Origin of the sequence: Paractinoplanes abujensis (assembly GCF_014204895.1) — a bacterium.
Taxonomy (GTDB): Bacteria; Actinomycetota; Actinomycetes; order Mycobacteriales; family Micromonosporaceae; genus Actinoplanes; species Actinoplanes abujensis.
In genome coordinates this window covers 7,605,219-7,631,933 of the sequence record NZ_JACHMF010000001.1, presented here as the reverse complement: position 1 = coordinate 7,631,933, position 26,715 = coordinate 7,605,219, and the positions used below count along the sequence as shown (strand labels likewise).

The following is a 26,715-nucleotide window of genomic DNA, read 5'->3' as shown; positions in this document are numbered from 1 at the left end:
CCGCGCCCGCCGGACGTAAGCCCAGCCCGCCGCACGTAGACCCAGACCGCCCGCCGGACGTGAGCTCGGCCCGCTAGGCGAGGGCGGGCGGCGCTGAGTTCAGCCTGCTGGGGCGTATCGGGCGCCAACCCGCCCGCCGGCCAGCTCGGTCAGCACGTCGCGGGCGTCGGCGGCGATCCGCTCGGTGTCGGCCGGCGTGACCGGGCCGACCTCGGCACCGTCGACGCGGCCGCCCCGCACATGCAGCCGGAACAGGCCGCGCGGACCGATGATCACTTGAAGGGCCGGCTGTTCCCGCCCCTCGTCGATCAGCCTGTACGCCGCGGTGATGCGCGAACGAGCCCTGTCGCGCCCCTCGCCGCGCTGCACGAGCGGCGCCAGTGCCGCCTGCATGCGCGCCGCTTCCAGCGCCTCGACCAGGGCCGCGGCCACACGAACCGGGCCCAGCGCCGGCCACCAGCCGGGACGCAGTCCAATATCGACGAATCGACCCACCGGGTCGACGACCGCGTAGGCCGAGCCCGTGCGGTCCACACCATTGATTGTGTTTTTCACCGGCGCTCCCCCGATCTCCGGTAACACCGAGGGTAGCGCAGGTATCGACCGCGGCGAGCGCCCGTATCGGGTGGCCGACCGAGCCGTTATCAGGAACTTCGGCGTGCCCGAACGAGCGTGAGGACTGACACCCCGACGACCGGAACCAGCACGCCGACGGTCACGATCAGCCACGGCGGCACGCCGCTGTCGTCAGTGGACGTCGACGAGACCCCGTTCGGGGCGGGTTTCTGCTCCGGTGTGCCCGTCGGTGACCGGGACGGCTCGGCCCGCGGCCTCGCGTCGCGCCTGCGCCTCGGTCGCGGCCGTGACCAGCGCGCCGTCACTCACGACCGCCCCTCCGTAGCCACGTCGTCTCGCAACGCACCGAGGGTGACGACCGTTGTCTACATCACAAAGCGGTCCGCAATACCATGATCACGTACGGTTTCCGGACAGCCGGGCGACGGCGGCGGCCACGCGCTCGTCGGTGGCGGTCAGCGCGACCCGTACGTGTTGTTCCGCGGCCGGGCCGTAAAAGGCGCCCGGAGCGGCCAGGATCCCCCGCTCGGCGAGCCAGTCGACGGTCTTCCAGGAGTCTTCGCCACGGGTCGACCACAGGTAGAGGCCGGCCTCGGAGTGGCTGATCTCGAAGCCCGCCGCGGTAAGGGCGGCCCGGAGCTGGTCGCGGCGCGCGGCGTAGACCGAGCGTTGCGCGGCCACGTGCTCCTCGTCGCCCAGCGCAGCAATCATCGCGGCCTGCACGGGGGCGGGCACGATCATGCCCGCGTGCTTGCGGACGGCGAGCAGTTCGCCGATCAGCGCCGGGTCACCGCCCACGAAGCCGGCGCGGTAGCCGGCCAGGTTGGACCGCTTGGACAGCGAGTGCACGGCCAGCACGCCGGTGTAGTCGCCGCCGGTCACCTCGTCGTCGAGCACCGAGACGGGCTTCGTCTCCCAGCCCAGCGACAGGTAGCACTCGTCGCTGATGACCACCGCGCCACGCTCGCGGGCCCAGGCCACAACCTTGCGCAGGTGCTCGACGGGCAGCACCTGGCCGGTCGGGTTACTCGGCGAGTTGATCCAGACCAGCCGTACGGACGGGTCGGGCCCGACGGCGGTCAGCGCGTCGGACCGGACGACCTTGGCCCCGGCCAGGCGCACGCCGACCTCGTACGTCGGGTAGCCGACGGACGGGATCACCACCGTGTCGCCGGGGCCGACGCCGAGAAGGGTGGGCAGCCAGGCGACCAGCTCCTTGGAGCCGATCGTGGGCAGCACACCGGGCCGGCCGGAGGCGCCGCACTCGCGGGCCAGCCACTGCGCGATCGCCGAGCGCAGAGCCGGGGTGCCCGCGGTGAGCGGATAGCCCGGCGCATCCGACGCGTCCGCGAGGGCGCGCCGGATCAGCGACGGCACCGGGTCGACGGGGGTGCCGACCGAGAGGTCGACGATCCCGTCGGGATGCGCGGCGGCCCGGGCCTTGGCCGGCTCGAGCAGATCCCAGGGGAAGTCGGGCAGGGCCGCGGACAGCCCGCTCAGCTCTCGCCCCGGGGCGGCTGCGAGGCCACGAACGGCGTGTCCTTCTCGATCTTGCCGACCTTGGCGGCACCGCCGGGCGAGCCGAGGTCCTCGAAGAACTCGTAGTTCGCCGTCGTGTACTCCTTCCACTGGTCGGGGACGTCGTCCTCGTAGAAGATCGCCTCGACGGGGCAGACCGGCTCACAGGCCCCGCAGTCGACGCACTCATCGGGGTGGATGTAGAGCATCCGGTTGCCCTCGTAGATGCAGTCGACCGGGCATTCCTCGATGCATGCCTTGTCGAGCACATCGACGCAGGGCTCAGCGATGATGTAGGTCACGGGTCTTTCCCTCCAAAGCCACGCCGCGGGGACCGCCGGCGACAGTTGCAGAGCCTAGTATCACCGCCGGAGGAGGTGACACGTGCTCCGTCGGCAGGATGTGGGACACCGGGTGGTGGTACGCCGAATTGTAGGCGTTTCCCAGAATCGGACGCTCTACACGGATGCCCTCGGTGAGCTGGTCGATCTCACCGAGACCGATCTTACGATCGCCACAGAGAAGGGCACCGTCCGCGTCCCCCTCCGTGAGGTTCATCGCGCGAAACGGGTGCCACCGGCCCGTCGCCCGCCCGCGGCCGAGGTGATCGCCCTCGAGCTGGCCGCCAACGACGCCTGGCCGGCCCCGACGCAGGCCAAGCTGGGTGGCTGGCTGCTGCGGGCCGCCGAGAACTGGACGGGCCGGGCGAATTCGGCCCTGGCGGTGGGCGATCCCGACCGCCCGCTCGAGGCCGCCATCGACGCGGTCGAGGAGTGGTATTCGGCACACGGACAGCGGCCGCTGATCAACGCGCCGATGCCGCTGGCGGCCCCGGTCAACGCCGCCCTGGACGCGCGCGGCTGGGGTGCCCGGCCGCTCACCCTGGTGCAGACGGCGGCGCTGCCCGCTCTGACCGGCGCGCTGCCGGTCCGGCCCGAGCTGCCCCCGGTGGAGCTGGCCGACAGCCCGGGCGACGACTGGTTCGCCATGGTCGCCGAGCACAAGGGCACGCTGCCGCCGGCCGCCGCCCGCATCCTGACCGCGCCCGCCGATGTCGTGTTCGCCCAGGTCCGCGACGCCGACGGGGGTCTGCTCGCGGTGGGCCGGGGCGCGGTCACCGGGGCGGACCGCTGGCTCGGCGTGGCGCTGCTGCAGACGGCACCGCACGCCCGCCGGCAGGGCCTGGCCCGGCACGTGCTGCGCGCGCTGGCCCTGTGGGGCGCCCAGCACGGCAGCTCCCGGGCCTATCTGCAGGTCGAGGAGCGCAACACGAGCGCGGTCGCCCTCTACGGCCGGGCCGGGTTCACGACCCACCACACCTACCTGACCCGGGAGGCGCCGGCTCCCTAACGGCGAACGATCTTGCGCGGCTTGGCCTGGCGCGTCTCGGAGTAGGCCTTGAGCGAGCGGGACCGGTAGTCGTGGCCCAGCGCGACCGAGATCCAGTACCCGACCAGGGTGCCGCCACCGGCGAACGCCGCGTACAGGGCGATCTGCGCGAAGAAGTGGTCGGAGCCGCCGGAGAACGGCTGGTCACCGCTGACGAACGGTCCCACCAGGAGGGTCAGCACCATCGCGCCGGCCACGCCGGCGACCCAGTCGGGCACGAGCCACTCCGACGGCGGGCGGCGGTGCGACGCGCGGAACGCGTAGCCGGCCAGCACCACGCCGATCAGCGCAAACATGATCACCGTGGTGCGGGTCTCGGCGGCGTCGTTGTCGTCGAACGCGAACCGGGTGATCAGGCGGGCCACCACGTTGATGGCGAACAGCCCGACCGCCAGCGCCACGATCGGGAACCAGCGCTGCTGTCTCATATGCCCTCCCGGAACCTGCCCGGCGGACTACTCCGTGCCGCCGCAGACGAATCGTGGCTCGGGATCGTAACGCCAAGTGAACTTCTTGCGCTCGACCTCCTGGCCATCCTTGCGGATGACGCGCCATGCGTCCTGGGTGAAGCCTGGGAGTCCGCTGGTAGAAATGCATTTCGGGCCGGCTTCGCGCCGCACGGTGGGCGGGCTGGTCTGGTTGCGCCGGGGGCCGTAGACGGTCTTCACGCTGTCGTAGACCTTGGTGCTCCACAACGTGACGGTCACCGAGCGCCCGGTGGTGGCGGTGTCGATCAGGATCCCGTACGGGGTCGTGTTCTTGAATTTGAGATCCAGCGTGGGGTAGAAGATCGTCGCCTCGATGACCGACGGGTAGCGCGAGAAGTAGAACGAGTGCGGCTTGTGCTCGACGTCCTGCAGGCCCGCGTAGTAGGCCGCGTTGAACAGCGTCGTCGTGAACTGCGAGGCGCCACCGCCGACGCCCGGCTCGAGCACGCCGCCGACGATCACCGGCGCGTCCTTGTAGCCCTTGGCGTAGGTGCGCTCGCCGGTGTGCCGGTTCAGCGAGAACGTCGCGCCCGGCTGGACGACCGCGCCGTCCACGGCCTTGGCGATCGTGATGATGTTCTGGCTGCGCGGGGCGTTGCGGCCGCCGGTGAAGTACGTCGTGAAGGTCGACACCTTCTGCTTGATGCCGAGCTTGGTCACGTCGGCCGCACTCGTCTCCGGCTCGGCCGCCGCGAGCACGCCGGTGACCTTGCGCGGCCCTGTCGCCGGCAGCACCTCGAGCAGCTCGGGACCGAGCTTGGCCACGTCGACCAGGCGGCCGGGGGTGCCCGGCACGACCTGCGGCCGGCCGTTCCGCAGACGTACGGTGGCCGGTTCGGCGGGGGTCTCGACGGGGCCGAACGCGGTGGCGCCGGCCGCGCGCAACCGCTTGGCATCGATCGCCGGGCTCAGCCGGCCCTGGCCGTCGGGCCGGAAGACCAGACCCTTCGCGATGGCCGCGGGGCCGAGTTCGATCGATTCGCCGCCCACGGTGACCGTCACCGGTGCGGCCACGGCGGGTTTGGCGACGCCTTCGACCAGCGCGTCGACCTGCTCGTCAGTCATCACCGGGGTGCGTTCGGTGAGCGGCACGTCGGCCACCCCGCCGGTCGGCCAGGCCGCCTTGACCCGCTCGGCTGCGAGCGCACGGTCCAGATCGACACCGGCTTTCGCGTACCGGGCCACGGGTGTGACGCCGCGGAAGGCGATCGCGGGTCGCAGCACGGTGACGCGCTCCGGGTCCAGCTGCTTGCGGAGCGCCGTCTCGAGTTTGGTCTCGTCAACCCGTACGGCGGGGGGAATGGTTTTGGTCCCGAAGAGCCGGATGCCGCTGGTGGCGGCCGCGTCGACGGTGGCCGGCACGTCGAAGGTGAGGTCGACCGACGCGGGCGTGACCGTGACGTCCTGACCGTCGAGGCGGACGCGGGCCGGCTGGGCCGAGCGGGTCGCGACGTGCTCCCGCAAGGCCTTCTCGGCCTCGGCCAGGGTGAGCGCGCCCAGGCTGAGACCGAGCACCTCGACGCCGCGCGGGATGTCTCCGGTGGTCGCGTACGCCGCCGAGCCCGCCGCGCCGGCACCCAGCAGCGCGACCACCGCGACCGCCACCGGCCGGCGGCGACGCTTCCGGGGCGGCGGAGGTGGGGTCTCGATCTTTTCCTGCGGCGGCACCGGACGCGGCGGCGGGATGATCACCGTTTCCGAGCTGGTGGGCAGCGCAACCGTGGCATCCGCCCCATCGGGGGTCGCAACGGTGCCGTCGGGAGTCTCGTTGAGAATGACGGTGTCGTCCGGCCTCGCTCCCGAGGACGGCTGCGGACCGAACCATTCCGACGACGTCACGTGCTCACCTCACCGTGGCGTTGGTTACGGCAACCGCCCCTTCAGGATCAGGCGATAGGAGTAAACAGCGTACGTCAGGCTTCCGACCAGGATCATCACGAGAGCGATCCAGTTCTCGCCGCCCAGCAGGTAGTCGCCCTCCTCGGTGCGCACCCCGGCCGCGCCCAGCATGAGCAGCGTCCACAGCGCCCACGGCGGGCCGAGCGCCCAGCGGCGGCGGGTGGTCGAGACCGCGAACCAGGCGATGGCCCAGTTCAACCCGCCGGCCAGCAGGATCGACAGGCCCAGCAGCGGGCCGCCGCCGGAGCCGATCGCGTCGCCGCGCCAGATCGTCACGAAGTCACCGGCCCGCAGCGTGCTCAGGTTGATCTCGAGGAAGCCGCTGATCAGGGCGGCCAGGATCGAGATCACGACGCCCGCGACCCGGAGCAGCGGATCCCAGTCGAGCTTCTTGGCCTCGGGCGCGGGTGGTTCCTCCAGCGGCGTGCTCACCTCGGTGCTCATCGGGAGGCGGCGTCGGCGGCCGCCGGCTGCTCGAGGTCGAGACCGCCGAACAGGTCGCTCTCCCAGCCGTGCGGGCCCTCGCCCGGGCCGCGCGACCCCTTGGCGATCGTGAAGTACTCCACGCCCATGAACTCGCCGCCGAAGTCCCCGGCGATGCCGTAGAGCCAGGAGTTGTCGGGGATCTGCGTGGCGTGGGCCTGCATGGCCGCGACCTTCTGCTGGTAGTGGTCGGTGCCGTCGATGCGCGCGGCGATCTCGTCGTCGGGGTGGCCGAACGGCAGGTCCTCGACCTTCTCCACCCCGGCGAACGGGTTGTCGGAGAGCTCGCGGAACGCGTCCATGCCGTCGCGCAGCACGCTCAGCGGCATCGCCGTCCAGTAGATCTTCTGCGGGGCGTCGGCGCCGGCCAGCTCGGCCGCGCGCATGGCCACCCGGTGCGCCTGGATGTGGTCGGGATGCCCGTAGAACCCGTTCGGGTCGTACGTGATCATCACCTGGGGCCTGATCTCACGCATGATCTCGACCAGGTGCGCGGCGGCCTCGTCGAGGTCGGCCTGCCAGAACGCGCGGGCGTGGTCGTTGGTGGGCAGGCCCATCATGCCGGAGTCGCGATACCGCCCGGCGCCGCCGAGGAACCGGTGGTCGGTCACACCCAGCGCGGCACACGCCCGGGACAGCTCGACCAGCCGATAACCCCCGAGCTGGTCGGCCTGGGCCGCCTCCAGCTGGGCCAGCTCGGGGACGTGGATCTCGCCCTCCTCGCCGAGCGTGCAGGTCACGAGCGTCACGTGAGCGCCGGTGGCCGCGTAGTGGGCCATGGTGGCGCCGGTGCCGGTGACCTCGTCGTCGGGGTGGGCGTGGACCAGCAGCAGTCGTCGCGCGGGCAGGGCGTCAGTCACGCGCGCAACTGTACGCGGGATCATCGGCGACGGTTCGGACGCCGTGCGCGGGTTTGGGGCGCACAAGTGGCCCTTGATCAGCGATGCTGTCCAGGTGGACTTCCCTGGACTCGCGGAGCGCACCGGCCACTTCCGCCACGGCGCGCCGCACGCGGTGAAGGTCGGCGGGGACGGCCGGCGGGTCACGTTCCTGCGTTCCAGCGGCCCCGAGGACAGGGTCGCGTCGCTCTGGGTGCTCAACGTCGCGACGGCGGCCGAGTCCCTCGTCGCGCCGGGACCCGTTTCCTCGTACGCGACCGACCGCGACGCAACGGTGGCCGCGTTCACCCGCGAGGGCCGTCTGTTCCGGGCCGACCTGGTGCGGGGCACGGTGACCGAGGTGCCGACCGACGCCCCCGCCGAGGACCCGCGGCCCGACCCCCGCGGCGTCACCATCGGCTACGTGAGCCCGGCGGGCGGCTCCCCGTCGCTGCGGGTCGTCGGCCCCGACGGCGACCGGTTGCTGGCCGGCGAGCCGGGCAACGCGTGGCGCGAGCACTGCGGCACGATCGGCTGGGGGGTGCCGGACGAGACGGCCCGGCGCTTCGGGCGCGACCGCGGCTGGTGGTGGTCGCCCGACGGCAGCCAGATCCTGGCCGCCCGCACGGCCGCCTCGACCAGCCTGCACCTGCTCGACCTCGACTTCGGCTGGGTCGACGTGCACTGGGACCGCGAGACGTATCCGCACGTCGTCAGCGTGCGCTGGGCCGACGGCGGCGGGCCGCTGATCACCGTGCTGCGTCGCATGCAGCAGCACGGTCTGGTCCTCGCGGTCGACCCCCGTACGGGCGAGACCCAGGTGCACGCCGAGCTGGCCGACGCCCGCTGGGTCGAACCGGTGGCCGGCACGCCCCGGCACCTGCCCGACGGCCGCGTGCTGGTCGGCGGCGAACTGGCCCACGACGGCTTCGACGCGCGCTGCTTGTTCGCCGACGGCAGCCTGCTCACCCCGCCCGGCCTGTACGTGCGGCGGGTGGTGGGCACGGTGCCGCGGCCCGGCAGCCCCGCGCCCGACCTGATCGTCGAAGGCACCGACGACGACCCGGCCGACCAGTCGGTCTTCCGCGTCCGCACGTCGCTCGGCGGCGGCGGGGCCGAGGCCCGCAGCATCACCGGCACCCCCGGCTGGCACCACGCCCACACCGGCGGCGACGTGCTGGTCGTGGACGACGTGGTGTGGCGCGGCGAGGCCCGGGTGGCCGCGCTGGGCAACCTTTCGATGCCGCTCCCGTACGCCCCGGCGCCCGTGCTCGGACGGGTCACCGACCGCCGCCTGCCCGCCGCGGTGCTCTACCCGGCGGCGTTCGTCGGCGGCAGGAAGATCCCCGTGCTGGTCACCCTGGGCGACGGCCCCGGCCACCAGCAGGTGGTGAACGACCCCGCGGCCTGGCAGGAACGGCAGTGGTGGGCCGACGCGGGGTTCGCCGTCGTCAGCATCGACGGCCGGGGCACGCCCGGGGTCGCCCCCAGCTACGAGAAGGTGGTGCACCGCCGGCTGGTCGACGTGTCGTTGTCGGACCAGGTCGACGCGCTGCACGCCCTGCAGGGCAAACACCCCGACCTCGACCTGAGCACGGTCGCCGTACGGGGAACCGGTGTCGGGGGTTGGCTGGCCGCGATGGCCGTGCTGCGCCGGACCGACGTCTTCCACCGAGGCGTGGCCCGCAACCCGGTGATCGACTGGCACGACGAGCCCTCCGTGCCGGCCGAACGCTACCTGGGCGACCACCGCGACTCGGCCGACGTCTACACCCACCACAGCCTGCACGGCGCCGAACCCACCGACGCCCTGCTCCTGATCGGCGCCGACCTTCCCGGCCTGCCCTCACACCCCGCGGCCACCCTTGACGAGGAGCTAGCCTTCCTGCAGGGACACAGCACGGCTGCTCCACAGCGTTAGCAGGTAGTCGCGAGGAGAGTTGTCATGAGACTAGTCTTTGTGGGAGAGTCCGAACCCGACAGCTCGGGAGACGCGATGACCACGTTGTTCACGGCGGACCAGCCGCCCGCGACTTCGATCTTCCCCGATGGTCGGCCGATGACCGGCGACGACTACCTGGCCCTCGGCGTGACCTCCCCCCGAGTCGAACTCCTCGACGGGAGCCTGCTCGTGACGCCCAACCCCACCAACACGCATCAGCGGATCGCCCGCCGCCTCGCCAACAGGCTGGAGGAGAACGCGGACGCAGCACACCTTCAGATCGACGAGGCCGTGAACGTCCGGTTGACTCCCGATCGGTTCTTCATCCCCGACGTCGCGGCCTACTCGGCCGACGTCGGGGAGGTGGTGTTCGTGGAGGCCGAAGCGGTGGCGCTGATCTGCGAGATCCTCTCCCCGTCCAATCCGACCACCGACAAGGTGTTGAAGATGCACCTCTATGCGGAGGCAGGCATCCCGTGGTACCTGGTGGTCGATCCCACGAGCCCGGCGCTGTACCTCTATGAATTGTCCGGCGCCTCGTACAAAGAGCATTCGGCCGCCCAGGCGGGCGAAATCCTCCATCTAAGCGCACCGGTGGCGGCCCACCTGGACGTGGAGGCGTTGTTCCCCGGCGGCGCCGGTCATCGGGACTGATTTCTGTCGTACCGGTCCCCTAGGGTCGGGTCATGAGTCACTTCGATGAGGCTTCCGCGGCGGTGCAGGCCGCTCTCGAGGCCGGGGCGCGTTACGCCGACTGCCGCGTGATGGTGCGCCGCGGGGAGTCGATGAGCGCCCGCGACGGCGACATCGAGGATGTCGGGTCGGGCGAGAGCGCCGGTCTCGGCGTCCGGGCTCTGGTCGGTTCCTCCTGGGGTTTCTACGCCGTGCCCGATCTGTCCGACGGGGCCGCACGGGCTGCCGGGCGCCGGGCCGCCCAGATCGCCGCGGCCAGTGCCACCGTGCCGGGGCCACCGGTCGACCTCGTGCCCGCCGCCGCCGTCGAGGCCAGCTGGGCCAACGCATGCGAGATCGACCCGCTCGAGGTGTCGCTGTCGGCCAAGGGCGACCTGCTGGTCGGGGCCACCACCGCGGCCAAGCAGGCCGGGGCCGACCTGGCCGAGGCCGCCTACCAGGTCTGGGACACCCGCAAGTGGTTCGTCTCCAGCGAAGGCCACCGCATCGACCAGCACACCCGAGAGTGCGGCGCCGGCGTCTGGGCCAGCGCGTTCGGCGACGGCGAGATCCAGCGGCGCTCCTGGCCGTCGTATGGGGGCCAGTACGGCACGAGCGGCTGGGAGCTGGTCGAGAGCCTCGATCTGATCGGCAACGCCCCGCGCATGGCCGAGGAGGCCCGCGCCCTGCTCAGCGCGCCGCTGTGCCCGTCCGGCGAGACCACGCTGGTGCTCGGCGGCGAGCAGCTCGCGCTGCAGATCCACGAGTCGGTCGGGCACGCCATCGAGCTCGACCGCATCCTCGGGTGGGAGGCCGCGTTCGCCGGCACGAGCTGGCTCGATCTCAGCCAGTTGGGTTCCCTGCGCTACGGCTCCGAGCTGATGAACATCACGATCGACCCGGGCCGGCCGGGCGCGCTGGGCAGCTTCGGCTTCGACGACGAGGGCACCCCGGCCACCAAACGCGACGCCGTGCGCGACGGCATCTGGGTCGGCGTGCTGGCCGGGCGCGACTCGGCCGCCGTGGCCGGGCTCGACTACGCGGGCAGCGTGCGCTCCGACGGCTGGGCCCGGCTGCCCATGGTCCGGATGACCAATGTGGGCCTCGAACCGGGCCCGCACACGCTCGACGAGATCATCGCGAACACCGACGACGGCGTCTTCATGGACGTCAACCGCTCCTGGTCGATCGACGACCGCCGGCTCAACTTCCAGTTCGGCTGCGAGATCGGCTACGAGATCAAGAACGGCAAGCTCGGCCGCATGCTGCGCAACCCGACGTACACCGGCATCGGCCCCAAGTTCTGGCAGTCGATGGACATGCTCTCCGCCGAGACCGTCGCCTGGGGCACGCCGAACTGCGGCAAGGGCCAGCCCGGGCAGGTGGGGCACACCGGCCATCCGGCCGCTCCGGCCCGGTTCACCAACGTGCGTGTGGGGGTGCGGGGATGAGCATCGACATCATCCGGACGGGGGCCGAGCTCGAACTGGCGGCCCGGGTCGTCGAACTGGTGCGGCAGGTGGCCGGTCCGGGGGCCGAGGCCGAGGTCATGGTGCGGCACGACGCCGAGGCGCTGACCCGCTTCGCGAACTCGATGATCCACCAGAACGTGGCCGACGCCGCCACCAACGTCCGGCTCCGGCTGCACCTCGACGGACGTACGGCAGCGGGCGCGACCACTCTCGTCGACACCGACGGCCTGCGCGGGCTGGTCGAACGCACGGTCGCGGCGGCGCGGCTGAGCCCGCCCGACGCCACCTGGCCCGGCCTGACCTCGCCCACCCCGCTGCACCGCTCGTCGGGCCACCACGGCTCGGGCGAACGGTCCGGCCTCGACTTCGGCTTCGACGAAGCGACCGCGCGGGCCGACCCGGCCGAAAGAGCCGGCCGCGTCCGCGACTTCGTGCGGGCCGCAGGCGGCCTGGAAACGGCGGGCTACTGCCGCACGACGTACAGCTCGGCGGCCTTCGCCAACAGTGCGGGGCAGTCGGTCGAAGGGCGCACGGCCGAGGCCGCGATGGACGGCATCGCCCGGGCCGGCGGCGCCGACGGGGTGGCCCGGCTGGCCAGTGGACGGCTCGGCGACCTCGACGGTGCGGTGCTGGGCGCGCGGGCGGCGGCCAAGGCGCGGGCCGGGCTCGACCCCGTCGAGCTGCCCCCGGGCCACTACGAGGTGGTGCTCGAACCCGAGGCGGTGGCCGATCTGCTCGACAACTTCTCGATGTTCGGGTTCAACGGCAAGGCGTACGCGCAGAAACAGTCCTTCGCCGAGCTCGAAGCGGAACAGTTCGACCCGTCGGTGACCCTGATCGACGAGCCGCTGGGCAGCCGGGCCGAGCACGCGCCGGGCCTGCCGTTCGACGACGAGGGCACACCGCGCGAATCGCTGGTGCTGGTGCGCGACGGCGTGACCAAGGCAGTGGCCCACGACCGCTCGTCGGCGGCCGAAGCCGGGACCACGTCTACGGGCCATGCGTCGCCGGCCTCACGCACCTGGGGCCCCTACCCCTCCCACGTCCGGATGGAGGCCGCACCCGCCGCGACCGAGCCCGCCGACCCGGCCTCCCCGGTCGCCGAGTCGGCCCAGCCCCTGATCGCCCGCATGCGGCGCGGCCTGCTGATCACCGACTTGTGGTACACGCGGGTCCTCGACCCCAAGACGCTGGTCATCACCGGCCTGACCCGCAACGGCGTCTGGCTCGTGGAAGACGGCGAGGTGACCGGGGCGGTGAGCAACATGCGCTTCACCCAGTCCTATCCGCAGGCTTTGGCGAACGGTCAGGTGCTGGGCATCGGCAGCGAATCGATCCTGCTGCCCGATCGCTGGTCGGGCACCCGCTACGCGGCGCCGGCCCTGCACCTGGCGTCGTGGAACCTGACCGGCAACGCCTCGGGCTGAACCGTCGCGCCGCGCCGGGCTCGATCGGCTCAGTCGGACCCGGCAAATCGGCTCTGATGCATCGAGCCTGGCGCATTGCTCCCGGCGAGTGGGCTCCGGCGCGTCGGACCCGGTGCATCGGTCCCGCCTGTCGGCTCTGGCGTGTTGGGTCCGGCGCATCGCCCCTGGCGTGTCTGCCTCGGCGCGTCGGGCCTGATGCATCGAGTTCGCCGGTTTGAGCCCGGCCGGTGCATTGACCGGCGTGCTTCACTGAGCCCGTGAGCGACACGCCGCGCGACCCCGATCGGGACGACGACGCCACCCGGCGAGTGCTGCGATCTTCCCCGGAAGCCGCGGAATCGTCTACACGGGATAATTCGGACGCCGAAGAGGCCCGGACGGAGTACATCGACCCCGGAAGCCTCGCCTCCGGCGACTCCAACCCGGGCCGTCGTTCGGGTGCGCCTGCGCGCAGCGCGTCAGGCACGAGACCCGACGCGGATGCGGGTGGACGCGGCGAGGCGGGCCCCCGATCGCGAACCGGCTCGGGATCGGGGTGGAGCTGGGCCTCCGGCTCCCGTTCCGGGCAGCGCACCGGCACCGACACCGCGCCCGACGCCGGCTCGGGCGATGGCACGCGCACGGGCGCCGGCAGTGGCACTGGCACTGACGCTCCGAAAGCCGCGGGTGGGCGGCGGCGGGCCATGTTCAGTTTCGGGGAGGCCGGTGGGGAGCCGGATGAGCGGCAACGCCGGCGGCGCCGGTGGTGGGTCGCGGGCATTTCGCTGGGCGCCGCCGTCGTTGTGATCGCGTTGTGTGTGGGTGGCCTGTCACTCATCGACGCGGTCAACGGCGTGCGGGACAGCGCCGACGACGCTCGTGAGACTCGGGCTCTGCGTGATCAGAGCTGTCTTGATCTGGAGAGCCGGCTCAACCGCCTGACTCCGCCCGGCGCCACCGCAGGACCGGCCGGCCGGGCCGTGGCGATCCGTGATGAGAACTCCGCCGTACGCCTCTATCTGGGCGAGGTGCGCGACGACCGGGCCTTGGACGGCTGGCGGCAGCTTCTCGACGCCCGCGCCGTGTATGCCGACGCCCTCGACCGGCAGTCGAAGGCCCGTACGCCGGCCTTCTTCGCCGCCCCCAAGAGCGACGACGGCGCTCCGCTGGTGGAGGCCCTGGAGGAATGGTCACCGGATCCGTGTGCCGGTTCGATCCGCCGCCTGGCCGCCCCGGACCTCTGACCCGCTCGGACCTCGAACCTGCCCGCTGCGGTCCTCGGGCGATCCGAAACAAGGCGCACAGAAGCTGCCCAGGCGTCCGTTTTGGATCAGCTACTTCAAGATCCATTAGCGCTTGTCGGCCTATCGATGTGATCGGGGTCGAACTTTGTGATCCAGACCCCATCCCTGAGCGCGAAACTGTCCGCCCCTCGGCGTAACGTGTGCCACACATCACGGAAGCATTGGCGGCTGCCGGGCTACCCCTCGCTCGCCGGCCGGGTCACTGGACAGGCACGTCAGGAGATCGAATGACGACGACGGCAACGAGGCCGGGCGCGGGGCCCAACGGTCCACAACGATCACGCGCGGCGATCACGGCCAAGACGTTGCGCACCGACCGATGGTGGCTGGCGCCGCTGATCACCGTCATCGGGCTCGGGGCGTGGGTCACCTACGCCACCGTCCGCGTATTCATGCACAACTATTACTTCGTCGAGGAGTATCACTACCTCACGCCGTTCTACTCGCCGTGCGTCACCGACCGCTGCGTCGAGGGTTCGTCGCTGTTCGGCACGCCGCTGCCCAGCTTCTGGCTGCTCCCCGAGGCCGCTTTCACGCTGCCGTTCCTGCTGCTCTTCCGCCTGACGTGCTACTACTACCGCAAGGCGTACTACCGCGCCTTCTGGCTCTCGCCGCCCGCGTGCGCGGTGCCCGACGGCCACAAGAACTACTCGGGTGAGACCCGATTCCCGCTGATCTTCCAGAACGCCCACCGTTACGCGTTCTACGCCGCGATGATCATTTCGCTGATCAACACGTGGGACGCGATCATCGCCTTCCGCAGCGGCGACGGCGGGTTCGGCTTCGGCCTGGGCAACGTGATCCTGGTCGGCAACGTGGTCATGCTCTGGGCGTACACGTTGTCCTGCCACTCGTGCCGGCACATCACGGGCGGCCGCCTCAAGCATTTCTCGAAGCACCCGGTGCGCTATCGCGTCTGGACCTTCGTGTCGAAGCTGAACGTGCGCCACATGCAACTGGCCTGGATCACGCTCGGCACGCTGGCGCTGACCGACTTCTACATCATGGCGCTGGAGCTCGGCTGGTTCTCCGATCTTCGGTTCGTCGGCTGAGGGGCACGCAGATCATGACTACTGCACGAATCGAACGACACCTGTACGACGTTGTCGTGATCGGGGCCGGCGGCGCCGGTCTGCGCGCGGCGATCGAGGCCCGGCTGGCCGGCAAGCGTACGGCGATCATCTCGAAGTCCCTGTTCGGCAAGGCGCACACGGTGATGGCCGAGGGCGGCGCGGCGGCGGCGATGGGCAACGTCAACTCGCGCGACAACTGGATGGTCCATTTCCGCGACACGATGCGCGGCGGCAAGTTCCTCAACAACTTCCGCATGGCCGAGCTGCACGCCAAGGAGGCGCCGGAGCGGATCTGGGAGCTGGAGACGTACGGGGCGCTCTTCGACCGCACGAAGGACGGCAAGATTTCGCAGCGCAACTTCGGCGGGCACGAATATCCGCGGCTTGCGCACGTCGGCGACCGTACGGGTCTGGAACTGATCCGCACCCTGCAGCAGAAGATCGTCTCGCTGCAGCAGGAGGACTTCGCCGAGACCGGCAACTACGAGTCGCGCATCAAGGTCTTCTCCGAGACCACGATCACCGAGCTGCTGCTCGACGGCGTCCGGGTGGCCGGTGCGTTCGGCTACTACCGCGAGTCGGGCGAGTTCCTGCTGCTCGAGGCGCCCGCGGTGATCCTGGCGACCGGCGGCGTGGGCCGCAGCTACAAGGTCACGTCGAACAGTTGGGAATACACCGGCGACGGCCATGCGCTCGCGCTGCGGGCGGGCGCGACGCTGATCAACATGGAGTTCCTCCAGTTCCACCCGACCGGCATGGTCTGGCCCCCCAGCGTCAAGGGCATCCTGGTCACCGAGTCGGTGCGGGGCGACGGCGGCGTGCTGCGCAACAGCGAGGGCAAGCGCTTCATGTTCGACTACGTCCCCGACGTGTTCCGCAAGCAGTACGCGGACACCGAGGAGGAGGCCGACCGCTGGTACAACGACCCCGACAACAACCGCCGCCCACCCGAGCTGCTGCCCCGCGACGAGGTCGCCCGCGCGATCAACTCCGAGGTCAAGGCCGGTCGCGGCACCAAGTCGGGCGGTGTGCTGCTCGACGTGTCGACCCGCATGCCGGCCGAGACGATCACCAAGCGCCTGCCGTCGATGTATCACCAGTTCAAGGAGCTGGCCGACGTCGACATCACGAAGGAGCCGATGGAGGTCGGTCCCACCTGCCACTACGTGATGGGCGGGGTCGAGGTCGAACCCGACTCGACGGCGGCCATGGGCACCGTTCAGGGCCTGTTCGCGGCGGGCGAGGTGTCGGGCGGCATGCACGGGTCCAACCGCCTCGGCGGCAACTCGCTGTCCGACCTGCTGGTGTTCGGCAAGCGGGCCGGTGAGCACGCCGCGGCGTACACGGAAACGCTGGAGAAGAAGCCCAAGGTGAGCACGAAGGACGTCGAGGCTGCGGTCACGACGGCCCTCGCGCCCCTGCAACGGCAGAGCGGCGAGAACCCGTACGGGCTGCAGCAAGATCTTCAAGCCGTGATGGGTGACCTGGTCGGCATCATCCGGCGCGAGGGCGAACTGACCGATGCGCTCAAGCGGATCCAGGAGCTCAAGCTGCGGGTGGCCAACGTCGGCGCGACCGGCGGACGGCGCTACAACCCGGGCTGGCACCTCGCGCTCGACCTGCGCAACATGCTGATCGTCTCGGAGTGCACGGCCAAGGCCGCGCTGGAGCGGGAGGAGTCACGCGGCGGGCACACCCGTGAGGACTTCCCGCAGATGAACGCGGCTTGGCGGCAAGTCAACCTGGTCTGTGCGCTCGGCGACGACGGCGACGTGCACCTCGAACGCAAGCCGCTGCCCCGCATGCGCGACGAGCTGATCCAGCTGTTCGAGCGCACCGAGCTTTCCAAATATCTGACCGAGGACGAGCTGACCCAGTTCGACGCGATCGAGGGCCCGAAGGGCGACGCCCGGATCCCCGGCGCGCGAACCGACGCGCAGAGCAAGACGGAGGCGAAGTAATGGGCACCAAGCGCCACTTCCGCGTCTGGCGGGGCGACGAGTCCGGCGGCGACATCCAGGACTACGACGTCGAGGTCAACGACGGTGAAGTCGTGCTCGACATCATCCACCGCCTGCAGGCGACCCAGACGCCCGATCTGGCCTGCCGCTGGAACTGCAAGGCGGGCAAGTGCGGCTCGTGCTCGGTCGAGATCAACGGCAAGCCCCGGCTCGGCTGCATGACCCGGATGTCCACCTTCGAGGAGAACGAGACCGTCACGATCACGCCGCTGCGCACCTTCCCGGTGATCCGCGACCTGGTCACCGACGTGTCCTTCAACTACGAGAAGGCGCGCGAGACACCGGCCTTCGCGCCGCCGGCCGGCGTGGCCCCGGGGCAGTACCGGATGCAGCAGGTCGACGTCGAGCGGAGCCAGGAGTTCCGCAAGTGCATCGAATGCTTCCTCTGCCAGAACACGTGCCACGTCGTGCGCGACCACGAGGACAACAAGGAGGCCTTCTCCGGCCCCCGCTATTTCATCCGCGCGGCCGAGCTCGACATGCACCCGCTCGACGCCCGCGAGGACCGCAAACAGTACGCGCAGGCCAACCAGGGCCTCGGCTACTGCAACATCACCAAGTGCTGCACCGAGGTCTGCCCCGAGCACATCAAGATCACCGACAACGCGATCATCCCGATGAAGGAGCGCGTGGTCGACCGCCGGTACGACCCGCTGGTCTGGCTCGGCCGCAAGATTTTCCGCCGCGACCAACTGGAATCCGAGAACATGGCCCCCAGCACCTCGGTCGGCGTCACCGACGTGGCCAAGGGCGCGCCGTTCACCACCAACCGGCTGCCCGAGGCGCCGCCGGTCCGCGAGGACGGCAAGATGGACGTCACCGAGGTCACGCTGCCCGTGCAGGGCGGTCCGTCCCCGTTCGGCGACCAGGAGTTCCCGCTGCCGCTCGACCAGATCAGCTATCACAAGCCTGATCCGCGCGACTGACGGTTACGCAGCGCCCGGGCTGCTCAGGCCGTCCGGGCGCTTCGCCACCAACCATGACTCGAGCCCGTCGAGGATGCGTTCGAGGCCGAAGGCGTACGTCTCCGCGAGCAGTTTTTCGGGATCCCGGTGCAGCTGGCCCGTCTCCTTGCGCCACGCGTCGTAGTTCGGGTGGTCGGGCGCGAGCTGCTCGAGGTAGGGCTCGACCTCGTCGGCGATCTCAGCGTGCGTCTTGCCGGTTCGCTTGATGGCCGCCATCACCGCCGCATCCGAGGTCGCCGAGCCGATCGCGTGGGAGTTGAGGACCGCGCCGGCGTGCGACACCTCGACCCCCTCGAAGCCCGCCGCCGTGAACAGCGCGACCAGCCGCTCACCGACGCGCATCGCGTTCGGGCCGATGGTGGGGTGCAGGCCCAGCAGGCCGATCACCCACGGGTGCCGCAACAATGTGGCCCGCAGGCCGTTAGCCATGATCGACGCGGCGACCCGCCAGCTCGTGTCGCCCGGCTCGGGCACGTAGACCTCGCCGAACACCTCGTCGACGACCAGCTCGAGCAGCTCGTCCTTGTGCGCGACATGCCAGTAGAGCGAGGTCGCGCCCGCGCCGAGTTTGGTGCCCAGCCGGCGCATGCTGAGCCCGGCCGTGCCTTCCTGATCAAGGATCTCGATCGCCGCTCGGACGATCTGCTCCCGGCTCAGGGCGGGCTGCCCACTCTGCACGCGCGGCGGCTTCAACCACACCGAACTGACGAACGAGTCCTGCTCCGGCGCCATTCAGATTCCTCTCGACCCTCTCACCAGCGCATTCTATCCACTCTCGGACACTGTTCGATCCGCTCGCACAGTGTTCGACTGCACTGGTACGTTGTTCGAGTCATCGCACACCGTACGAGAGAGGGTCGTCATGACCGAGCGCAATCCCCGGCGCTGGCTGATCCTGGGCGTGCTCTGCCTGAGCCTGCTGGTCGTCGTCGTCGACAACATGGTGCTCAACATCGCGATCCCGTCGCTGATCCGCGACCTCGGCGCGAGCACCGCCCACATTCAGTGGATCATCGACGCGTACATCCTGGTCTTCGCCGGCCTGCTGCTCACCGCGGGCAGCCTCTCCGACCGCCACGGCCGCCGCCGCGGCCTGGTGATCGGCCTGATCGTCTTCGGCAGCGCGTCCGTTCTGGCCACCCTCTGCCAAACCCCGGAACAACTCATCGCCGTACGGGGCCTGATGGGGGTCGGCGCGGCCTTCCTCATGCCGGGCACCCTGTCCATCCTCACCACCGTCTTCGCCGAGGACGAGCGCAAGAAGGCCATCGCCATCTGGAGTTCGGTGCTCATGCTGGGCGCACTCGGCGGTCCCAGCCTCGGCGGGCTGCTGCTCGAACACTTCTGGTGGGGCTCGATCTTCCTGCTCAACGTGCCCATCGCGTTACTCGGTATCGTGGCCGCACTGGCCGTCATCCCCGAGTCGCGCGGCACCGCCGGCCGCCCCGACCTGCTCGGCGCGTTGCTCTCCACGATCGGCATGGCCGCCCTGGTCTGGGGCGTGATCTCGACGGCGCAGAGCGGCTGGGCCTCGGCCTCCACGCTGGGCGGCTTCGCCGTCGCGGCGGTCGCGCTCACCGCCTTCGGCCTGTGGGAACGCCGGGTCGCCGAGCCCATGCTGCCGCTGAAACTGTTCCGCGACCGCAACTTCGCGGGCGCCAGCCTGTCGATCGTCCTGCTCTCCTTCTCCGCCGGCGGCGTGCTGCTCGCCCTCACGCAATACCTGCAGTTCGTCCTCGGCTACGAGCCTCTCAAAGCCGGCACGGCATTCATCCCGATGATCGTCACCGCCATGGTCTTCAACGGTGTCGGCGTCGTCGTCGACAAAAAATTCGGCACCCGTACGGCCCTGGCCGCCGGCTTGCTCCTGATGGCCGCGGGCTTCGTCATCCTCACGACGCTGACCCCCGCCGACGGCTACGCCAAACTGGCGTTCGCCCTGGTCGTCATGGGCATGGGCAGCGGCACCGCGGGCCCCGCCGCCTACGGCACACTGATGGCCGCGCTGCCCCCCGACCGGGTGGGCGTCGGCTCGGCCGTCAACGACACCGTCCAGCAGGTCGGCACCGCGCTGAGCGTCGCGGTGCTGGGCAGCGTGCTCACCGCCACCTACCGCGCGGCCATGCCGACCGACGTGACGTCGCAGGCCCGCGACTCCATCGGCGACGCCCTGACCATCGCCGCCACCACGGGCGACGCCGCGCTGGCCCGGGTCGCCCAGGACTCCTTCGTCTCGGCCATCGCGTCCACCTCCCTGATCGGCGTGATCGGCGGCCTCGCGGCGGCTGTGCTGGCCATCGCGGTGCTGCGACCCAAACGCCCGGTCGAAGAGCCTGTGGACGACGCGACGATCATCGAACATTCGTACTAACATGTCGGCATGACCAGCACCTATCAGCCGTCGATGTTCGACCTGACCGACGCCGGAGGCGGGCCCGCTTCCGGCGTCGGTGAGCTGGCCGGGCGCATCACCCGCCACGAGCTCACCGCAGGCGCCTGGGTCGACGTGCTGCCGGGCTGGCTGCAAGGGTCCGACACCGTCTTCGAGACCCTGCTGGGCATCGACTGGCGGGCCGACCGCCGCCAGATGTATGACAACGTCGTCGACGTCCCGCGACTGCTCCGGTGGTTCGGCAGCGACGAAGAGCTGCCGCATCCGACCCTCACCGAAGCCAAACAGGCGCTCAACACCCACTACGCCGACGAGCTGGGCGAAGAGTTCGTCACCGCGGGCATGTGCCTCTACCGCGACGGCCGTGACAGCGTGGCCTGGCACGGCGACACGATCGGCCGCTCGGCCCGCCACGACACCATGGTCGCCATCGTGTCGCTGGGCTCGCCGCGCAACCTCTCACTGCGGCCCCGGGCCGGCAACCACGAAACCGTCCGCTTCCCCCTCGGCCACGGCGACCTGATCGTCATGGGCGGCTCCTGCCAGCGCACGTGGGAACACGCCATCCTCAAAACCGCCAAGGCCGTCGGCCCGCGCATCAGTGTCCAGTTCCGGCCGATCAACGTCGCCTGACCCCACCACCGACACGGAGCCCCCGCCCGACCTCACCACCACCTACGCGCCCGCCGCCACGCCGGCCATCGGCCGCGACCCACGCCGCCCGTCCCGGCCGACCGCGAACCCAGCCCAACCTTCGCCCGGCGCGGCCCCAACCCAACCTTTACGCGGCGCAGACCCAGCCCAACCTTCGCCCGGCGCGGCCCCAGCCCAACCTTTACGCGGCGCAGACCCAGCCCACCCTTTACGCGGCGCGGAGCCAGCGCAACCTTTACGCGGCGCGGAGCCTGCATGACATTGAAGCGTAACCAGCCCAGCGCGTCCCGATGCGGTCTGATCGTGGCGCGATCGCATGGGCGCGTTGCGTATCAACGCGCGGGCCGGCGCGGCATCGCGCCGTGGGCACGGCAGGGCTCGGCGTAGCGCGGCTCGGCACGGCGTACCGCGGCACGGCATACCGCGGCGCGGCTCAGCGCGGCTCGGCGCGGCGCGGCGCGGCTCGGCTCGGTGCGGCGCGCCTCGGCTCGGCGCGGCGCGGTGGCGCGGCTCGGCTCGGCGCGGCTCGGCTCGGCGCGGCTCGGCTCGGCGCGGCTCGGCTCGGCGCGGCTCGGCTCGGCGCGGCTCGGCTCGGCGCGGCTCGGGGCGGCGCGGCTCGGTGCGGCTCGGCTCGGTGCGGCGCGGTTCGGCTCGGCTCGGTGCGGCGCGGCAAGGCGCGGCGCGGGCGGCGGGTGGGCGATCAAGGCAGCCGGCCCGGGGATGGTGCGCGGCGGCAAAGGGCGCGCCATCCGGGAAATGCGCATGGAAACAAGTTGGAAACAGGCGGTTGACGTGCGCGGAGAGAAAGTTACACTGCCAGTGTAAATAGTTGACCTTCGTGCTCCACAGAGGACGACCACGTCGTTCGTCAGGCCACTCCGTCGCGTCCAAGCCGAGGTGACCATGTCCGAGCAAGGCCTTTCTCTTCACCACATCACCGTGAAATTCGGTGGCCTTATTGCCCTCGATGACGTCTCGTTGCGTGTCGCACCGGGGCGCGTGGTCGGCATCATCGGGCCCAACGGCGCCGGCAAGACGACCCTGTTCAACGTCATCAGCGGGTTCGTCACCCCGGAAACGGGCTCCATGACGCTCGACGGCAAACCGTTCCGGGCCCGCCCCCATCAGCTCACCCGGCACGGCATCGCCCGCACGTTGCAGGGTGTGGGCCAGTTCGACGGCATGACGGTTCTCGACAACGTGCAGGTGGGTCCGCGCAGCGAAGCCGCGGCGTGGGCGGCGCTCGAGCGGTGCGGGGTCGCCGAGCACGCCCGCAGTTTTCCCAAGATGCTCCCGTACGCGAAACGCAAGCGCGTCGAGTTGGCTCGTGCGCTCGCCGCGCAGCCGCGCATCCTGATGCTCGACGAGCCGGCCGGTGGTCTCGACACCGACGAGATCCGCTGGCTGGCCGACCTGATCCGCGACACCGACTGCACGGTCCTGCTGGTCGAGCACCACATGGAGCTGGTCATGTCGGTGTGCGACGAGATTCTGGTGCTCGACTTCGGCAAGCCGATCGCGCTCGGCACCCCGGGCGAGATCCGCAGCAACGAGAAGGTCGCCGAGGCCTACCTGGGAGCAGCCGCGTGAGCCGAGCATTGCTTGAGGTCGACGGACTCACCGCGGGCTACGGCGCCGCGCCGGTGTTGCACGACGTCAGCCTGACTGTCGAGCCCGGCCAGATCGTCGCCGTCCTGGGCGCGAACGGGGCCGGCAAGTCGACCCTTCTGCGCACCCTGTCCGGCCTCCTCCCTGCGCAAAAAGGACAGATAACGCTGGACGGACAAGACCTCCGGAAGATCAAGGTGGAGCACCTCGTACGGCATGGCGTCGCGCACGTCCCGGAGGGCCGCGGCGTCGTCACCGAGCTCACGGTCGAGGAGAACCTGCGGCTGGGCGGGCTCTGGCGTAAGCCGCAGCCGTCGCTGGAGCCGATCTACGAGTTGTTCCCGCGTCTGGCCGAGCGCCGCCGTCACGAGGGTCATCAGCTTTCCGGCGGTGAACGGCAGATGCTCGCGATCGGCCGGGCGCTGGCCGCCCAGCCGAGGTTGCTGCTGCTCGACGAGCCGTCGCTGGGGCTGGCGCCGCGGGTCACCGCGCAGATCATGGCGCTGCTGCGCGACCTGCGCGACCGTACGGGCCTGGCCGTGCTGCTGGTCGAGCAGAACGTGCGCAGCGCGTTGTCGATCGCCGATCAGGGGGTCGTGCTCTCGCTGGGCCGCATCGTCACCCGCCACGACGCCGCGACTCTCGTCGACGACGCCGAACTCCGCCACGCCTACCTGGGGTTCTGACATGGACCGTTTCGTGTTTCTCACGTTCGACGGGCTCAGCCGGGGCGCTGTCTACGCGGCGTTCGCGCTGGCCCTGGTGCTGATCTGGCGGGCGGCCCGGATCGTCAACTTCGCGCAGGGTGCGATGGCGGTGGCCACGGCGTACGTGGGCTATTCGGTGGCCGACGCCACGGGCTCGTACTGGCTGGGTTTCCTCGTCGCGATCACCGCCGGGCTGCTGCTGGGGGCGGGCGTCGAGCGGGTGGTGATGCGTTTCGTCGACCATTCGTCGCCGCTCAACGGCGTGGTCGTCGCGCTCGGGCTGGTGCTGATCATCCAGGGCGTGCTGGGGATGATTTACGGCAACGAGTTCCGGCCGGCCGCGGCCCCGCTGAGCCGCGACGCGTTCGAGGTCGGCGGGATCGCGCTGCTGTCGCGCTACGACCTTTTCGTGTTCGGTGCGGTGGGCGCGGTGGTCGTCCTGCTCACGTTGCTTTTCACCCGTACGCCGACCGGCCTGCGCATGCGGGCGGCCGCGTTCGCGCCCGACGTGTCCCGGCTGCTCGGCGTGCCCGTCGGCGGCATGCTGACGCTGGGCTGGGCGCTGGCCGCGGGGGTCGGTTCGCTGGCCGGGATGCTCGTGATCCCGACCGAGCTGGGGCTGCACCCGACGGCCATGGACATCGTCTTCATCTCCGCCTTCACCGCGGCCGTGCTGGGCGGCCTGGACAGCCCCATCGGCGCGGTGCTCGGCGGCCTGCTGGTGGGTCTGCTGCTCTCGTACATCAGCGGTTATCTCGGCGCCACGGTCGCTCCCATGGCAGTGCTCGCCCTGCTCGTCGTCGTCCTGCTCAGCCGCCCGGACGGCCTGTTCGCCCGTTCCAAGGCCCGAGCCGCATGACCCGCCCGCCCGAAGGCCCGAGCCGCATGACCGCCCGATCGAAGGCCGGAGCGGCATGAAGCGTCTGACGGAAAACCGGACCCGATCGAAAGCGAGGACCGTATGACCGCCCTCCAGGATCGGGCCGCCACCAAGAAAGCCGCCCACCGGCAGCGAACCCGACTGAGCCCGTGGATCGTCGTCGTCGTGGGCGCCGTCATCGTGGTCGCCCTGACGTACACGCTCCCGCCGTTCCGCACGTATCAGCTGGCAACCGTGGGCGCGTACCTCTGCGTCACCGCCGGCCTGACCGTCCTCACCGGACTCAACGGACAGCTTTCCCTGGGCCACGGCGCCCTGATGGCCACGGGGGCGTACACGCTCGCGCTCTGGCAGAACAAGTTCAACCTGCTGCCCGTCGGCATCCTGGTCGCAATCCTGGTCACCACCGCGGTCGGCGCCGTGATCGGCCTGGCCGCCGCCCGCCTGCGCGGTCCCTATCTGGCCGGCCTGACTCTTGCTGTGGCGGTCGTCGTGCCCAGCATCACCAGCACGTTCGACGAGACGTTCAACAGCGACCAGGGCCTGTCGGTCATGCTGAACCCGCCGCCCGAGTCGATGACGAACGAGCAGTGGCAGGCCTGGCTGTGCTGGGGCGGCGCGCTGCTCACGGTGCTGGTGCTGGCGTTGCTGACGCGCGGCCGGTTCGGGCGGGACATGAAGGCCGTACGGGATGACGAGACCGCGGCTCGCCTGGCGGGCATCAGCGTCGCCCGTACGCAGGTCGCGGCTTTTGTGGTTTCCGCAGCGTGCGCCGGTCTGGCCGGGGCCCTGTTCGCCGTCATCGCCCAGAGCGTCTCCCCCGGCGCTTTCCCGCTCACCCTGTCGCTGTTCCTGCTGATGGCGATCGTCATCGGCGGCCTGGGCCGGTTGTCGGGCGCGCTGATCGGCGCGGTGCTGCTGGTGGCCCTGCCCGCGGTGGCGCACGAGATCGGCGAGGCGGCCGGCTCGCAGCGGCTGGAGGGCAATCTCGCGCTCACGTTCTTCGGCGTCGTTCTCGTCGTCGTCATGCTCGCCGCGCCGGGTGGGCTCGCGTCCCTGCGCATCCCCTTCAAAAAGAAAGGCCACTGATGAAACGCACAGCGACCGTCCTTGCCGCCGTGCTGCTGGCCGCGGCAGGCTGCAGCAACTCGGGCGGCGGAGGCAGCAGCGGCAGCGCCGACACGCCCGGGGTGACCGACACCGAGATCGTCGTGGGCACGCACATGCCGCTCACCGGCCCCGCGGCCGCCGGCTATTCCAAGATTGCTCCGGCTACCAAGGCCTACTTCGACTACGTGAACGCGAACGGCGGCGTGCACGGCCGCAAGATCACGTACAAGATCATGGACGACGGCTACAACCCGGCGAACACGCAGCAGGTCGTGCGCCAGCTGGTGCTGCAGGACAAGGTGTTCGCGATCCTCAACGGGCTGGGCACCCCGACCCACAGCGGCGTGCTCGACTTCCTCAAGACCAACCGGGTCCCCGACCTGTTCGTGGCCAGCGGCAGCCGCAGCTGGAACCAGCCCGACAAGTATCCGGGCACCTTCGGCTTCAACCCGGACTACACGGTCGAAGGCAAGATCCTGGCCACGCACGTCAAGGAGACGTACGCGGGCAAGAAGGTCTGCTTCCTGGGGCAGGACGACGACTTCGGGCGGGACAGCCTGGCCGGGATCGAGAAGGTGCTCGGCCCCGTCGCGGCCAAACAGTCGTACGTGACCAGCAACCCGAACGTCGGGCCGCAGATCGGCGCGCTCAAGGCGGCCGCCTGTCAGGTCGTTGTGCTGGCCACGGTGCCCGGCTTCACCGCGCTGTCGATCGGCACCGCCGCCAAGATCGGGTTCAAGCCGCAGTTCGTGGTGAGCAACGTCGGCTCCGACCCGGCCACGCTGGCCAAGACCCTGGGCGCCGCCGCGCCGCTGCTCGAGGGGGTCGTCGCGGCCAACTACCTGCCGCTGGCCAACGACTCGGCCAACCCGTGGATCCAGCTCTACACAAAGGTCAACAAGGAGTACAACAACGGCGCCGAGCTGGACAACAACGTCGTGTACGGCATGTCCGTCGCGTACCTGTTCGTCCAGGCGCTGCAGTCGGCGGGCAAGGACCTGACCCGCGACGGCATCATCGAGGCGGTCAAGAAGGGCGGCTTCACCGGGCCCGGCCTGGTGCCCGTGCGCTATTCGGCCGGCGACCACTCCGGGTACGGCGGTGAGCAGCTGACGACCATCGAGGGCGGCGTGGCCAAGTATTTCGGCAAGCCGTACCGCACCGACGACGGCGACGGCGCGGTGGAGGTCTACGAGGCCGCCGCGGTGGCCCCGCCAGCGAACGGCATCCCCGCTGCATAGGGTGGACCGCGGGACCGAACTGATCAGTAACGAGCGA

26 protein-coding genes are annotated in these 26,715 nt (G+C 70.6%); 17 read left to right on the top strand and 9 right to left on the bottom strand.

The genetic code is table 11. The features are described from left to right. Window positions 1-99: 99 nt before the first annotated feature. From BKA14_RS35090 to fdxA, 4 genes are all read right to left on the bottom strand, one after another. Complete coding sequence (locus tag BKA14_RS35090) at window positions 100-534, bottom strand: hypothetical protein (protein ID WP_184955054.1); 435 nt, start codon at window positions 532-534, stop codon at window positions 100-102. 213 nt (window positions 535-747) lie between these two features. Further along, the gene (locus BKA14_RS35085) at window positions 748-885 is read right to left on the bottom strand and encodes a hypothetical protein (protein WP_184955053.1); all 138 of its coding nucleotides are present in this window, start codon (window positions 883-885) and stop codon (window positions 748-750) included. An 87-nt stretch (window positions 886-972) separates the two neighbouring features. Next, a complete protein-coding gene (dapC, locus tag BKA14_RS35080) occupies window positions 973-2,076 on the bottom strand; it encodes a succinyldiaminopimelate transaminase (RefSeq protein WP_221478418.1) in 1,104 nt (367 codons plus the stop codon). Beyond that, the gene (gene fdxA / locus BKA14_RS44550) at window positions 2,073-2,396 is read right to left on the bottom strand and encodes a ferredoxin (protein WP_239092569.1); all 324 of its coding nucleotides are present in this window, start codon (window positions 2,394-2,396) and stop codon (window positions 2,073-2,075) included. Before fdxA ends, dapC begins: the two co-directional genes overlap by 4 nt. 82 nt (window positions 2,397-2,478) lie before the next feature. Here fdxA and BKA14_RS35075 point away from each other — a divergent pair, with 82 nt between their 5' ends. Next, entirely contained in the window at window positions 2,479-3,444 is a 966-nt protein-coding gene (locus BKA14_RS35075; protein WP_184955051.1) for a GNAT family N-acetyltransferase, read from the top strand. On the opposite strand, the gene BKA14_RS35070 is transcribed toward BKA14_RS35075, so the two are convergent. The 4 genes from BKA14_RS35070 to mshB are packed head-to-tail and all read right to left on the bottom strand — an operon-like array spanning window position 3,441 to window position 7,213. Continuing rightward, a complete protein-coding gene (locus BKA14_RS35070) occupies window positions 3,441-3,911 on the bottom strand; it encodes a hypothetical protein (RefSeq protein WP_184955050.1) in 471 nt (156 codons plus the stop codon). The two genes, BKA14_RS35075 and BKA14_RS35070, sit on opposite strands and share 4 nt — an antisense overlap. Before the next feature lie 27 nt (window positions 3,912-3,938). Further along, complete coding sequence (locus tag BKA14_RS45335; RefSeq protein ID WP_184955049.1) at window positions 3,939-5,810, bottom strand: VanW family protein; 1,872 nt, start codon at window positions 5,808-5,810, stop codon at window positions 3,939-3,941. A gap of 24 nt (window positions 5,811-5,834) precedes the next feature. Next, window positions 5,835-6,314: a hypothetical protein gene (locus BKA14_RS35060; RefSeq protein WP_184955048.1), complete on the bottom strand. Its 480-nt coding sequence runs from the start codon at window positions 6,312-6,314 to the stop codon at window positions 5,835-5,837. Then, a complete protein-coding gene (gene mshB, locus BKA14_RS35055) occupies window positions 6,311-7,213 on the bottom strand; it encodes an N-acetyl-1-D-myo-inositol-2-amino-2-deoxy-alpha-D-glucopyranoside deacetylase (RefSeq protein WP_184955047.1) in 903 nt (300 codons plus the stop codon). Before mshB ends, BKA14_RS35060 begins: the two co-directional genes overlap by 4 nt. A gap of 154 nt (window positions 7,214-7,367) precedes the next feature. Here mshB and BKA14_RS35050 point away from each other — a divergent pair, with 154 nt between their 5' ends. The 8 genes from BKA14_RS35050 to BKA14_RS35015 all read left to right on the top strand — a co-directional run bounded on the left by BKA14_RS35050 (window position 7,368) and on the right by BKA14_RS35015 (window position 18,047). Then, window positions 7,368-9,152 (top strand): prolyl oligopeptidase family serine peptidase, encoded by a 1,785-nt coding sequence (locus BKA14_RS35050; protein WP_438861954.1) that lies wholly within the window; start codon window positions 7,368-7,370, stop codon window positions 9,150-9,152. Window positions 9,153-9,227: 75 nt separating this feature from the next. Beyond that, complete coding sequence (locus BKA14_RS35045; protein WP_184955045.1) at window positions 9,228-9,827, top strand: Uma2 family endonuclease; 600 nt, start codon at window positions 9,228-9,230, stop codon at window positions 9,825-9,827. A 32-nt stretch (window positions 9,828-9,859) separates the two neighbouring features. Beyond that, window positions 9,860-11,296, top strand: coding sequence for a TldD/PmbA family protein (locus BKA14_RS35040; RefSeq protein ID WP_184955044.1), 1,437 nt, complete (start codon window positions 9,860-9,862; stop codon window positions 11,294-11,296). Beyond that, a complete protein-coding gene (locus tag BKA14_RS35035; protein ID WP_184955043.1) occupies window positions 11,293-12,744 on the top strand; it encodes a TldD/PmbA family protein in 1,452 nt (483 codons plus the stop codon). The genes BKA14_RS35040 and BKA14_RS35035 overlap by 4 nt, the downstream gene beginning before the upstream one ends. A gap of 683 nt (window positions 12,745-13,427) precedes the next feature. Then, complete coding sequence (locus BKA14_RS35030; protein WP_184955042.1) at window positions 13,428-13,967, top strand: hypothetical protein; 540 nt, start codon at window positions 13,428-13,430, stop codon at window positions 13,965-13,967. A gap of 287 nt (window positions 13,968-14,254) precedes the next feature. Beyond that, window positions 14,255-15,079, top strand: coding sequence for a succinate dehydrogenase subunit SdhC (gene sdhC, locus BKA14_RS35025; RefSeq protein ID WP_184955041.1), 825 nt, complete (start codon window positions 14,255-14,257; stop codon window positions 15,077-15,079). Between the two features lie 11 nt (window positions 15,080-15,090). Continuing rightward, window positions 15,091-17,061: a fumarate reductase/succinate dehydrogenase flavoprotein subunit gene (locus BKA14_RS35020; protein WP_239092583.1), complete on the top strand. Its 1,971-nt coding sequence runs from the start codon at window positions 15,091-15,093 to the stop codon at window positions 17,059-17,061. Further along, window positions 17,061-18,047, top strand: coding sequence for a succinate dehydrogenase/fumarate reductase iron-sulfur subunit (locus BKA14_RS35015; RefSeq protein WP_184955040.1), 987 nt, complete (start codon window positions 17,061-17,063; stop codon window positions 18,045-18,047). The genes BKA14_RS35020 and BKA14_RS35015 overlap by 1 nt, the downstream gene beginning before the upstream one ends. Before the next feature lie 3 nt (window positions 18,048-18,050). Here the strand turns inward: BKA14_RS35015 and BKA14_RS35010 are convergent, their stop codons facing one another. Beyond that, window positions 18,051-18,818, bottom strand: a complete 768-nt coding sequence (locus BKA14_RS35010) for a TetR/AcrR family transcriptional regulator (RefSeq protein ID WP_203722089.1) — start codon at window positions 18,816-18,818, stop codon at window positions 18,051-18,053. 130 nt (window positions 18,819-18,948) lie between these two features. Here BKA14_RS35010 and BKA14_RS35005 point away from each other — a divergent pair, with 130 nt between their 5' ends. From BKA14_RS35005 to BKA14_RS34970, 8 genes are all read left to right on the top strand, one after another. Beyond that, complete coding sequence (locus BKA14_RS35005; protein WP_184955039.1) at window positions 18,949-20,457, top strand: MFS transporter; 1,509 nt, start codon at window positions 18,949-18,951, stop codon at window positions 20,455-20,457. Between the two features lie 9 nt (window positions 20,458-20,466). Beyond that, window positions 20,467-21,111, top strand: coding sequence for an alpha-ketoglutarate-dependent dioxygenase AlkB (locus BKA14_RS35000; protein WP_184955038.1), 645 nt, complete (start codon window positions 20,467-20,469; stop codon window positions 21,109-21,111). A gap of 492 nt (window positions 21,112-21,603) precedes the next feature. Beyond that, on the top strand, window positions 21,604-21,957 hold the full coding sequence (locus tag BKA14_RS34995) for a hypothetical protein (protein ID WP_184955037.1): 354 nt from the start codon (window positions 21,604-21,606) through the stop codon (window positions 21,955-21,957). A 78-nt stretch (window positions 21,958-22,035) separates the two neighbouring features. Continuing rightward, complete coding sequence (locus BKA14_RS34990) at window positions 22,036-22,722, top strand: ABC transporter ATP-binding protein (RefSeq protein WP_184955036.1); 687 nt, start codon at window positions 22,036-22,038, stop codon at window positions 22,720-22,722. Further along, complete coding sequence (locus BKA14_RS34985; protein ID WP_184955035.1) at window positions 22,719-23,426, top strand: ABC transporter ATP-binding protein; 708 nt, start codon at window positions 22,719-22,721, stop codon at window positions 23,424-23,426. Before BKA14_RS34990 ends, BKA14_RS34985 begins: the two co-directional genes overlap by 4 nt. Before the next feature lies 1 nt (window position 23,427). After that, a complete protein-coding gene (locus BKA14_RS34980; RefSeq protein WP_184955034.1) occupies window positions 23,428-24,306 on the top strand; it encodes a branched-chain amino acid ABC transporter permease in 879 nt (292 codons plus the stop codon). Window positions 24,307-24,408: 102 nt separating this feature from the next. Further along, complete coding sequence (locus BKA14_RS34975; protein WP_184955033.1) at window positions 24,409-25,416, top strand: branched-chain amino acid ABC transporter permease; 1,008 nt, start codon at window positions 24,409-24,411, stop codon at window positions 25,414-25,416. After that, the gene (locus BKA14_RS34970; RefSeq protein WP_184955032.1) at window positions 25,416-26,678 is read left to right on the top strand and encodes an ABC transporter substrate-binding protein; all 1,263 of its coding nucleotides are present in this window, start codon (window positions 25,416-25,418) and stop codon (window positions 26,676-26,678) included. The genes BKA14_RS34975 and BKA14_RS34970 overlap by 1 nt, the downstream gene beginning before the upstream one ends. Window positions 26,679-26,715 lie beyond the last annotated feature (37 nt).

Bases quoted from the DNA above. Each gene is read 5' to 3' on its own strand.
- BKA14_RS35070 (WP_184955050.1), bottom strand. From the start codon at position 3,911: ATGAGACAGCAGCGCTGGTTCCCGATCGTGGCGCTGGCGGTCGGGCTG.
- BKA14_RS35060 (WP_184955048.1), bottom strand. From the start codon at position 6,314: ATGAGCACCGAGGTGAGCACGCCGCTGGAGGAACCACCCGCGCCCGAG.
- BKA14_RS35045 (WP_184955045.1), top strand. From the start codon at position 9,228: ATGACCACGTTGTTCACGGCGGACCAGCCGCCCGCGACTTCGATCTTC.
- BKA14_RS35040 (WP_184955044.1), top strand. From the start codon at position 9,860: ATGAGTCACTTCGATGAGGCTTCCGCGGCGGTGCAGGCCGCTCTCGAG.
- BKA14_RS35035 (WP_184955043.1), top strand. From the start codon at position 11,293: ATGAGCATCGACATCATCCGGACGGGGGCCGAGCTCGAACTGGCGGCC.
- BKA14_RS35030 (WP_184955042.1), top strand. From the start codon at position 13,428: ATGTTCAGTTTCGGGGAGGCCGGTGGGGAGCCGGATGAGCGGCAACGC.
- sdhC (WP_184955041.1), top strand. From the start codon at position 14,255: ATGACGACGACGGCAACGAGGCCGGGCGCGGGGCCCAACGGTCCACAA.
- BKA14_RS35015 (WP_184955040.1), top strand. From the start codon at position 17,061: ATGGGCACCAAGCGCCACTTCCGCGTCTGGCGGGGCGACGAGTCCGGC.
- BKA14_RS35010 (WP_203722089.1), bottom strand. From the start codon at position 18,818: ATGGCGCCGGAGCAGGACTCGTTCGTCAGTTCGGTGTGGTTGAAGCCG.
- BKA14_RS35005 (WP_184955039.1), top strand. From the start codon at position 18,949: ATGACCGAGCGCAATCCCCGGCGCTGGCTGATCCTGGGCGTGCTCTGC.
- BKA14_RS35000 (WP_184955038.1), top strand. From the start codon at position 20,467: ATGACCAGCACCTATCAGCCGTCGATGTTCGACCTGACCGACGCCGGA.
- BKA14_RS34990 (WP_184955036.1), top strand. From the start codon at position 22,036: ATGTCCGAGCAAGGCCTTTCTCTTCACCACATCACCGTGAAATTCGGT.
- BKA14_RS34980 (WP_184955034.1), top strand. From the start codon at position 23,428: ATGGACCGTTTCGTGTTTCTCACGTTCGACGGGCTCAGCCGGGGCGCT.
- BKA14_RS34975 (WP_184955033.1), top strand. From the start codon at position 24,409: ATGACCGCCCTCCAGGATCGGGCCGCCACCAAGAAAGCCGCCCACCGG.
- BKA14_RS34970 (WP_184955032.1), top strand. From the start codon at position 25,416: ATGAAACGCACAGCGACCGTCCTTGCCGCCGTGCTGCTGGCCGCGGCA.